The following is a 10344-nucleotide window of genomic DNA, read 5'->3' as shown; positions in this document are numbered from 1 at the left end:
ATTTTGAAACAAAGGATTTCATCAAGAAAGGTCCATTGTACAAAATGCTAGATGGGTCTACCTTCCCGAAATCATCCCCTTTTGATTTCAAGAAATCCGCATTAACGGGGAAGAGAATGGTTGAGGTTGTTTTTGAGTTCCAGTAAGATTCTGGTCGTGTCAAAGTATATTGAACGGTTTGGTCATCAAGAGCCTTAACTCCGACAGTTGAAAAGTCGCTTGTTTTACCGTTAATGTAGTCATCCAAACCTGCTACGGATTCTTGCACCAAGTACAAGGCTTCTGATTTTTTATCAGCTGCATATTTCAAACCAGTGACAAAATCTTGGGCAGTAACAGGAGCATATTCATCTCCATCTGCAGTATACCATTTAGCATCTTTACGCAGTTTGTAAGTATAGGTCAAACCGTCTTGAGAAACACTCCAATCCTCTGCCAAGGACGGGACATAGTTCCCATATCGGTCATTTTCCATGAGACCATCTACCAGATTGGTTACAATATCATTGGTTGTTGCACGGTTTTCTGCTAGATAGTTCAAACTTGATGGGTCACTTACGTAAACATAGTTATATGTTTTTGACGCTGTACTAGAATTTCCACAGGCACTTAACAAAATACCTGCACTTAACACGACACCTGCAAGCGTTGCATACTTGGCCTTAGACTTTTTCATCTCCAGAACCTCCTGATTTAAATATTTGTCTTATTATACAACTCGTGTTTTATTTAGTCAATAGTTTTTTTAAAAAAAATTAATCATTCCATCTACAAACTATAGAAATTATTCTACAAAATAATAAAAAAGAGAATAATTCAATCATTCCTTGATAGAAACGTTCAAATTATTCCTTTTATTTATAAAAAATTATTGAGAAATTCTTAATTTTGCTCGTAAGCGATCTGCTTGGGCTTTTCCAATCACCTTATCCAACAAATGGGTACGAAGACTCATAACTCCGTAAACTCCTCCACCCATGGCACCGACAAGGGCTACATAAAGAAAGCTCCACAAACGTCCACTTGGTTGGAAAACAAATCCAAGTATCCACTGTATGGCACCTACGCCAATAAACATAACAAGCGTTAACAAACTGATTAAAATGGTTCGCTTCAAAATTACCTTGCGCTTGACACCAGTTACTTTACAAATGTCCCGATACATCAAGACGTTAGGAATGATGAGACCGATGGTTGTAGAAATCAAAGGGCCATAACTGTGGAAGAGGGCAATGGTTGGAAGTTGCAAGACTAGCTTGGCAATCGAACCATAGATAAAATAGAGAACAGCCTTGCGGTTGCGGAACATGGCCTGAAGCATTGGAGACAAGACCATGTACAAGCCTAAAATAGTAGACTGCAAAACTGCAAAGACAAACAATCCCATAGCCAAACTATCTGGCTTGCCATAGAAGACTGTATAGAGAGGTTCTCCTACCATGACCACTCCAACAGTTGCTGGTAGCAAGAATAGGAAAAGCATAGTGATGCTGTCCTGAACGAGACGAGAAGCCGCCTTCAAGTCCCCCTTGACATAGTTTTCAGTCAAAAGCGGCAAGCCGACGCTCCCAATTGAAACCCCAACAGAAATCAAAATCATAGTGATTTTATTAGGATTAGCTGAAAAATAAGAAAACATAACAACCAAGTCTTCATTGCTATAATTGGTAAACCAACTCATACTATTGATAAAGGTCATCTGGTCCAAGATTTGGAAAAGCTGGATAGCAGACCCTGTCAGAATAAAAGGAATGGCTTCCTTAATGGTATCAACCAAGAGACGCTTACTATCTATCTTATCCCCTGTTTCAAGGACTCTTTTAAGTAATCCTTCTTGAGCAAGGAAATAAATCAAAACTGCAAAACTGGCTACCATACCGACAAAGGCCGCAAAGGTTGATTGGGTAACCGCTGCTAGATAATCTCCTGAGCCCATTTTCATAATCATAAAGGTAGCTAAGAGCATCCAGATAACACGAATGACCTGCTCAGCGATTTGGCTCATGGCATAAGGTTTCAGGTTATTCATCCCTTGGAAGAAGCCTCGAATGACACTCATAGAAGGGAAAATCAAGACCGCCCAAGCTAAACTCTGCATGATTGGGATCAAGTCTTTGCCCACGCCAGATAAGTCTGCTAGCCAAGGAGCAAAGACATACAAGATTAGGGCAAAAACTATACCTAGTCCTGTCATAAATCCTAAAAAGCTCCGAATCAGGGCAAAGCTATGCTCCTCTTCTCGCATGGTATTGTACTTGGCCACTTGCTTGGCCACCGCAACTGGAATTCCCGCTGTTGAAACCAGCAAGAACCAGGCATAGATATTGTAGCCCATGGTAAAGAGACCATTGGCTGTAGCTGCATAAGATCCCATCCAGATATACCAGGGGATGATGTAAATAGCCCCGAGTAGGCGACTGATAAAGTTACTAGCCGTTAGCCAAGCAGTCCCCCGTAACATCTGGGTCTGCTGGTGATTGTTTTCGTGCGACATAGATTCCTCATTCAATTTTGATAACTAGGAAAAACTCCTCATCTTCCATTATAAACTTTTCCTTGTCACTTGTAAATTTACGACTTTCGGTTTAAAATAGAAAGTATGATAAAGATTGAAACCGTATTAGATATTTTAAAGAAAGATGATCTCTTCCGTGAGATTATCGACCAAGGACATTATCACTACAACTACAGTCATGTCGTATTTGACACCATCTGCTATGACAGTCGCAAGGCTAAAGAGAAGAGCCTCTTTTTCGTTAAAGGTGCTGCCTTTAAGAAGGAATTCCTGATTTCTGCTATCTCTCAAGGACTCGATTGGTATGTGGCTGAAAAGGACTATGAAGTTGCTATTCCTGCCATTATCGTCAGCGATATCAAGAAAGCCATGAGTTTGATTGCCATGGAATTTTATGGCAATCCACAGGAAAAACTCAAACTCCTTGCCTTTACTGGTACTAAGGGTAAGACAACAGCAGCCTACTTCGCCTATAACATTTTATCTCAAAGTCACCGACCTGCAATGTTGTCAACTATGAACACAACTCTAGATGGTAAAACTTTCTTTAAATCAGCGTTGACAACCCCTGAGAGTATTGACCTCTTTGATATGATGCATCAAGCTGTGAAAAATGACCGTACCCACCTCATCATGGAAGTCTCCAGTCAAGCCTATCTGGTCAAACGTGTCTATGGCCTAACCTTTGATGTGGGAGTTTTCCTCAATATCAGCCCCGACCATATCGGTCCGATTGAACACCCTAGCTTTGAAGACTACTTCTACCACAAACGTCTCTTGATGGAAAATAGCCGAGCAGTCATCATTAACAGTGACATGGACCACTTTTCTGTCTTGAAAGAACAAGTGGCAGATCAAGACCATGATTTCTATGGTAGTCAGTCAAGTAACCAAATCGAGAATTCCAAAGCCTTTAGCTTTTCAGCTAGTGGGAAATTAGATGGGGACTATGATATCCAACTCATTGGCCACTTCAACCAAGAAAATGCAGTCGCTGCTGGGCTTGCTTGCCTTCGTCTCGGAGCCAGTCTTGAGGACATCAAAAAAGGAATCGCGGCAACCCGAGTTCCTGGTCGTATGGAAGTCCTCACGCAGAAAAACGGAGCCAAGGTCTTCATCGACTATGCCCACAATGGGGATAGTCTAAAAAAACTCATCAATGTTGTAGAAACTCATCAAACAGGAAAGATTGCTCTGGTTCTGGGTTCAACAGGAAACAAGGGAGAAAGTCGTCGTAAGGACTTTGGCCTCCTTCTCAATCAACACCCTGAGATTCAAGTCTTTCTGACTGCTGATGACCCCAACCATGAAGATCCAATGGCCATTGCAGATGAAATTAGTAGCTATATCAATCATCCTGTTGAAAAAATTGCGGATCGCCAAGAAGCCATCAAGGCAGCGATGACTATCACAAGTCAAGCATTAGATGCTGTCATTATTGCTGGTAAGGGAGCCGATTGCTACCAAATCGTTCAAGGCAAGAAAGAAGCCTATCCAGGAGATGCAGCCGTCGCAGAAAATTATTTATAAGATAGTAAAAAATCAAGGGAAATGGAACCCTTGATTTTTTCTATCTTTATTTAAAAGCGTTTTTCAAACCTTCAACGGCACCTTCTACAGCACCTTTAGCGTCTTCAACTACTTCTTTTGCCTTAGCAACTGTCTTTTCTACAGCGCCTTCTGCTTCAGTCTTGCCATCTCCAGTAACTTTACCAAATCCTTCTTTGATAGCGCCTGTTGCTTGTTCCAATTTGTTTTCAAGTGACATATGATTGTCTCCTTTAGTTTATTCCGATATGTGTTACCGGTTACATACAGTTTATACCGAATACTAAGGAAAGTCAAACAATGTGCTCAGAAACAAGAAATCAGACCAAGTAGAAAGTTAATCTCTCCTTGTCAAAATCGACGGCCAATTCATACTTTCCATCTTCCTTTTGGACAATATAACCTAGGACAACTAAACTGTCCACAAAGATATCACGTCGTTTCTGCATCAGTTGATCTTTTTTGAGAAATTTTAGCAAAAAAGTCGTCATATACTTGAGGGCATACTCAGGATTGACATCTCCCAAAATATCATAAAGTTCCTGCTGTTTTTCTGTCAAAGGATACTGATATTTGACCTTGTAGAAATAATTGGAAAGGGTCATTTTAGTCCGCGCAAAGTCCGTCTTTTCAACTAAAATAGCAGCATTGGTTTGATTTCGTAATTCTGTCTCAAAACGCTGCTCCAACAAGGCTTGATAGGTCGGACTAGCTTCGCTGACAAAAATCTCTTGATCCAGTTCGAGACTATCGAGTGTTTCAAGCATAGGAAGATTGAGGTAATAACGCTTATTTTCCCGACGAATCAAACCAGCCTTTATATACTCTTCCATGCGTTTATCAACTGCTACATCTGGAAACTTGGCCTTAATTTCCCTTAAAATCACATCATCATGCTGGTCCAGATAGCGGATCAATTCTCCAAAAAATGGCTGTCTCGTCAAACGAGATGGATTAAAAATCTGAATCATGAAGATTCCTTTCTTTACATTCTAACAGAGGCGATGCTGCCAACTGACTAGGATTGGTCCCCGGCTGGTTCAAAGGAACAGGCAGACCTAGTTCTCTGTAATACTCTCTCCAAAAATCACTAATGTCCTGCTCCCCATCACCAAATTTCATGGGAATGGTTTCAAAAATCGGTAGGGTTTCTGCCATATACTGGGAACAGTAAAAACCAGCTCCATCTGGATAGAAAGAAGCATTGTAGGGAGCCCCTAGATGTTTGCAAGCTTTTTCCTTTACAGACTTGATATCCATTTCTGAGTAAATATAGAGGTCGTACAAATGATTGGACTCAAAGAAGTCTGCTGGTTCTTGACAGACTACACCAGCCTTTCCACTAGCGTGGTAAATCATCCCATCCAAATAAATGGCAACATGGTTATAGTTGCCTGTGGAAGTCTGGATAGCCTGTCCCATGTCCGACTCATCTCTCACAAAAATCAAATCGCCATTTTCTAACATACTTCACTCCTAGAAAAAAAGGAGCCGAAACTCCTTTCGATATAAGGCAAACTAGCCTTTCCTAATTTGAATTAACACTCAAAATCTTAGGCATTAAAACTTTCAGTCAATTGAGGTACCACTTGTTTCTTACGTGAAACAGCACCAGCAAGGAAAGCGTGGTTATTTTCAAGTTTGAAGTTGAAAGCTGCTTCTACCTTGTCCATGTTAGCACCAAGTGCTAGGATTTCTGAGTTTGAGTTGACGATATCTGTAATCATCAAGACAAAGTCAGAGTAATCGTTTGCTGCGTTAGCAGCTTGCATTGCAGCTTCAATTTCTGCTTGGCGTTCCAAAACTTCAGCGATGTCAACTGTGTTTACTTGAGCAACACGAACATTATTTCCGTTGAGTTCAAAAGTCTTAGCATCGATGTCAATCAATTCATCAGCAGATTTGCTAGCCAAGTTTGTACCAGCTTTCAACATTGCCAAACCATATTCTTCCAAGTTTACACCAGCTAATTCAGCCAATTCAGGAGCAATGACTGTATCTGTTGGGTGTGTTGTTGGTGATTTCAAAAGAAGGGTATCTGAAATCAAACCTGAAAGCATCAAACCAGCAATCTCTTTAGGTACAGCTACACCATGTTCTTTGAACATACGGTAAACGATTGAAGACGCTGATCCAACTGGCTCCAAACGCATGTAGAGTGGGCTTGCAGTTTCAAAGTTAGCCACACGGTGGTGGTCCACAACACCATAAACTTCTACTTCAGCGATATCTGATACAGATTGTTGGAATTCATTGTGGTCAGTCAGGATAACTTGCTCTGCGCCTTCTGCTTTAGCAGAAGTGATAACACGCGGTGCTTCCACACCAAAATAGTTCAAGACAAAGGCTGTTTCTTCATTTGGAGTTCCAAGGGCAACAGCTTCCGTATCCAAACCGTAAGCTTCTTTTGCAAGGTAGGCAAAGGCTACAGATGACCCGATGGCATCTGAGTCTGGATTTTGGTGACCAAATACTAGAATCTTAGACATGATAATACCTCATTTTGTTTATTCTCTTTATTGTAGCATTTTTTTCGCTTTTTGACAAAAGTAAGAGGAGTCAAAGGACTCCCCACGATTCTTCAAAATAACTGAGTAAATTTCTATCTTGATTTTCAGATAAAAATTGTTCCTTCTGTGACCTCTTCTTACGCTTGAGAAGGGCTTCTGCTGACATGGCTTCTTCCTTACTGGCAAAACCTTGAGCATAGATAAGTTTGACTGGCAAGCGTGCTCGTGTGTATTTGGCTCCCTTCCCACTACTGTGAACAGCGAGGCGTCTTCTCACATCAGTCGTATAGCCTGTATAGTAGGATCCGTCACGGCACTCCAGCACATACATATAAGCCTTATGATCCATAATAAATCTCTTCGAGTTCAGGCGTATAAGAGCCATCATCATTGTGAACAATGAGAGGTGGTAATACCTTAAAGCCGCTTGTCGAGCCATCCTTGATAGCCTCAATCAAGAGCATATTCGCTTCCTTTTCTCTTTTTGGATAAACAAACTGCAGGCGCTTAGGGGCTAGATTATGCCGTTGTAACGTATCCAAAATATCCAGAAGTCGATCAGGACGATGAACCATGGCCAAACGCCCATTAGACTTGAGAATACTCTGGGCACTACGACAGATTTCTTCCAAATTAGTCGTGATTTCGTGTCGCGCCAAGAGATAATGTTCACTCTCGTTCAGATTGGAATGAGGATCCACCTTGAAATAGGGCGGATTACACAAAATCATATCCACCTTACTTCCCTGTATACGAGAAGGCATATTTTTCAAATCATCACAGATGACTTCCATCTGCTCTTCCAAAGAATTCAAACGGACAGAGCGTTCAGCCATATCCGCCAAACGTTCCTGAATCTCAACAGCCAAAATCTGTGCCTGAGTCCGAGTGCTAGCAAAAAGTCCCACTGCTCCATTCCCAGCACAGAAATCCACAATCAAGCCCTTCTTAGGGAAACGTGGAAAACATGACAAGAGAACACTATCCACCGAATAGCTAAAAACCTCTCTATTTTGAATGATTTTAATATCTGTCGAAAAGAGCTGGTTAATGCGCTCCCCCGATTTTAATAATTGTTCTTCTTCCATGGTCTTATTATAGCAAATTTATATTAACATTACAAAAGATAGAGGTTTCTAACTAGTGCTTCTGATTCTTCAAATGTTGAAGGGCTTCCTTGGTCCAAATTGGCATCATTCGTTTAAGAGGCGCAAAGCCATAGTTAAAACGGTCGCTTGAAAAGCGTCTCCGTCTCGGAAACTGGTGCTTTTCTTCCTCCAAAGTGCGGATAGAAAGACTAGCTTTCCCTGTAAATTCATCTAAATCCACTACCTGAACCTGAACCTCTTCATCGACTTTCAAGGCTTCTTGGATATTTTCAATAAACCCTGTCCGAATCTCTGAAATGTGAATCAGCCCCGTATCACCCGTCTCTAGCTCAACAAAGGCACCGTAGGGCTGAATCCCTGTAATACGCCCCTTTAGCTTATCACCGATTTTCATCTTAGTCCTCGATTTCAATTGTTTCAATCACGACATCTTCAACTGGCTTGTCCATAGCTCCTGTCTCAACAGCAGCAATTTCATCTAAAACAGCGTAAGATGCTTCATCAGCTAGCTGACCAAATACAGTGTGACGGCGGTCTAGATGAGGAGTTCCTCCTTGGTTGGCATAGATTTCTGCGATCGGTTCTGGCCAACCACCACGCGCAATTTCTTTCTTAGAATATGGCAGGTGTTGATTTTGCACGATAAAGAACTGGCTGCCGTTAGTATTTGGACCAGCATTAGCCATAGAAAGGGCACCACGGATATTGTAAAGTTCTTCTGAGAATTCATCCTCAAATGATTCGCCGTAGATTGACTCGCCACCCATACCAGTTCCAGTTGGGTCTCCACCTTGGATCATAAAGTCCTTGATAATACGATGGAAAATGACTCCATCATAGTAGCCATCTTTTGAAAGTGCAACAAAGTTAGCAACTGTTTTAGGAGCATGTTCAGGGAAGAGCTTGATACGCAAGTCTCCGTGATTGGTCTTAATAGTCGCAAGAGGACCTTCTACTGTTTCAATGTCTACTTGTGGGAAATGCAATTCTTTTTCTACCATATCAAATCCTTCTAAGGCATCAAAAATGCCATCTTCTTCTAATGTTTTTGTAATATAATCTGCTTTTTCTTTGATGTTATCATGAGAAATTCCCATTGCAACGCTGATTCCAGCATAATCAAAGAGTTCCAAGTCGTTGAGGCCATCTCCAAAAACCATGACGTTCTCTGGTTTCAAGCCAAGGTGTTCCACAACCTTTTCCACACCCGTCGCTTTGGAGCCTGAAATCGGTACAATATCAGACGAATGTTGATGCCAACGAACCATGCGAAGTTTGTCTGAGAGACTGTCAGGCAAGTGCAAGTCATCTCCCTTATCTTCAAAAGTCCACATCTGATAGATGTCTTCTTTCTCGTGGAAATCGGGATCTACATCTAAATCAGGATAAATTGGATTGATAGCCTCACTAATCATATCGGTGCGAGTCGACAACTTGGCATCATGACTCCCAACCAAACCATACTCAATTCCCTCTTGCTTGGCCCAAGAGATATACTCCTCAACATCTGACTTCTCAATCTGATGTTGATAAATAACCTGACCTTTTTTATCTTCGATATAAGCCCCATTTAAGGTCACAAAAAAGTCAGGATTGAGATCACGAATCTCTGGCACGACACCAAAAATCCCTCGTCCAGAAGCAATACCTGTCAAAATTCCTTTCTCACGTAATTGCTTAAAAACAATTGGGATTGAAGCTGGAATAAAACCTGTCTTTGAATTCCTCAATGTATCATCAATATCAAAAAAGACAATCTTAATCTTCTTTGCCTTGTATCTTAATTTGGCATCCATCTCACTACCTCTTTCAATCTAACTCTTTCCATTATACCATAAAGTAGCTAAATCCCACATCCCCAATAAAGTCCTTGTCTCTTATCCGAATTCCTTTACTAGATACAAAACCAAATCATCATTATTTTGGCTAGTTGCATTCATTTCCAAGGGTTTATTTCTATACCAGACACCTGTCCCATCTGGAATATAGCCTCGTTTGATATACAATCTCTGGGCAGGACCATACCCCAAGTGCAAACCTACACCTAGACATACTTTACCAGAAAAACGCTTAACTCCTTGTTCCGCTTTTTCTAAGAGCCTATTGCCTATGCCTTTATTTCTAAATGGTTCAAACACATTGAAATCTGAAAGCTCTGGACAGATTGACGCAAAAGGCCCGTGTTTAGCAGAGGGCAAAATGGTAATGTAGCCCGCTACAGCACCATCAATCTCTGCAACTAAGACTTCTCTCTCCCCACTTTCCTGTTCCAGAAAATATCTAGCCAAAATTTCCTCTCTACCATGCCAACCTTGATTCATAAATCCATGAGATAAGGATTCAATATCAGACTTAATCATATTTCTAATCGTACAATTCATCTTTGACTTACCCACCTTTACTCTTTCTATTACCATTATAGCACGCCAAAGTCAGAAAAAAACTATCTCGTGAAAAAGAGGTCCACTGGACCCCAACTCGCTCTTTCATTTCAAGGCTCGTGAAAAAAGACCCAACCGGGTCTGAAAAAGAGGTCCGCCCGGACCCAAACTCGCTCTCTCATTTCAAGGCTCGTGAAAAAGAGGTCCGCCCGGACCTGAAAAAAAGGGTTCTATAATATTTGTAGTGGGTAAATCCCCTATAGATATTATGGAGCCTATTT

General features: G+C 41.2%; 12 protein-coding genes. 1 reads left to right on the top strand and 11 read right to left on the bottom strand.

Features of this window, described 5'->3' with window-relative positions; all coding sequences use genetic code 11:
• On the bottom strand, positions 1–676 hold a 676-nt coding region (locus RWO85_RS08965), incomplete at its 3' end, for an ABC transporter substrate-binding protein (protein WP_314415417.1).
• 192 nt (positions 677–868) lie between these two features.
• Positions 869–2494, bottom strand: a complete 1626-nt coding sequence (locus tag RWO85_RS08960; RefSeq protein WP_314415414.1) for a polysaccharide biosynthesis protein — start codon at positions 2492–2494, stop codon at positions 869–871.
• A 105-nt stretch (positions 2495–2599) separates the two neighbouring features.
• On the opposite strand from RWO85_RS08960, the gene RWO85_RS08955 reads away from it, so the two are divergent.
• Complete coding sequence (locus RWO85_RS08955; RefSeq protein ID WP_314415412.1) at positions 2600–4045, top strand: UDP-N-acetylmuramoyl-L-alanyl-D-glutamate--L-lysine ligase; 1446 nt, start codon at positions 2600–2602, stop codon at positions 4043–4045.
• Between the two features lie 46 nt (positions 4046–4091).
• Here RWO85_RS08955 and RWO85_RS08950 read toward each other — a convergent pair whose 3' ends face one another.
• From RWO85_RS08950 to RWO85_RS08910, 9 genes are all read right to left on the bottom strand, one after another.
• The gene (locus tag RWO85_RS08950; RefSeq protein WP_000051182.1) at positions 4092–4283 is read right to left on the bottom strand and encodes a CsbD family protein; all 192 of its coding nucleotides are present in this window, start codon (positions 4281–4283) and stop codon (positions 4092–4094) included.
• 100 nt (positions 4284–4383) lie between these two features.
• On the bottom strand, positions 4384–5034 hold the full coding sequence (locus RWO85_RS08945; RefSeq protein WP_314415411.1) for a DUF1803 domain-containing protein: 651 nt from the start codon (positions 5032–5034) through the stop codon (positions 4384–4386).
• A complete protein-coding gene (locus tag RWO85_RS08940) occupies positions 5018–5530 on the bottom strand; it encodes a YiiX/YebB-like N1pC/P60 family cysteine hydrolase (protein WP_314415410.1) in 513 nt (170 codons plus the stop codon). The genes RWO85_RS08945 and RWO85_RS08940 overlap by 17 nt, the downstream gene beginning before the upstream one ends.
• An 86-nt stretch (positions 5531–5616) precedes the next feature.
• Positions 5617–6552 (bottom strand): manganese-dependent inorganic pyrophosphatase, encoded by a 936-nt coding sequence (locus RWO85_RS08935; RefSeq protein ID WP_314415409.1) that lies wholly within the window; start codon positions 6550–6552, stop codon positions 5617–5619.
• A gap of 70 nt (positions 6553–6622) precedes the next feature.
• Positions 6623–6922, bottom strand: coding sequence for a GIY-YIG nuclease family protein (locus RWO85_RS08930; RefSeq protein ID WP_314415407.1), 300 nt, complete (start codon positions 6920–6922; stop codon positions 6623–6625).
• The gene (locus tag RWO85_RS08925; protein WP_314415406.1) at positions 6912–7661 is read right to left on the bottom strand and encodes a tRNA1(Val) (adenine(37)-N6)-methyltransferase; all 750 of its coding nucleotides are present in this window, start codon (positions 7659–7661) and stop codon (positions 6912–6914) included. Before RWO85_RS08925 ends, RWO85_RS08930 begins: the two co-directional genes overlap by 11 nt.
• A gap of 52 nt (positions 7662–7713) precedes the next feature.
• Entirely contained in the window at positions 7714–8076 is a 363-nt protein-coding gene (locus RWO85_RS08920) for a S1 RNA-binding domain-containing protein (protein WP_000689605.1), read from the bottom strand.
• 1 nt (position 8077) lies between these two features.
• Entirely contained in the window at positions 8078–9478 is a 1401-nt protein-coding gene (locus tag RWO85_RS08915; protein WP_314415405.1) for a bifunctional Cof-type HAD-IIB family hydrolase/peptidylprolyl isomerase, read from the bottom strand.
• A gap of 81 nt (positions 9479–9559) precedes the next feature.
• Positions 9560–10063 carry a GNAT family N-acetyltransferase gene (locus tag RWO85_RS08910; protein ID WP_314415403.1) on the bottom strand — a complete coding sequence of 168 codons (504 nt, stop codon included), beginning with the start codon at positions 10061–10063 and terminating at the stop codon, positions 9560–9562.
• Positions 10064–10344: the final 281 nt, after the last annotated feature.

This window comes from uncultured Streptococcus sp., from assembly GCF_963521865.1.
Taxonomy (GTDB): domain Bacteria; phylum Bacillota; class Bacilli; order Lactobacillales; family Streptococcaceae; genus Streptococcus.
This window is presented reverse-complemented; position numbering and strand designations above follow the sequence as displayed.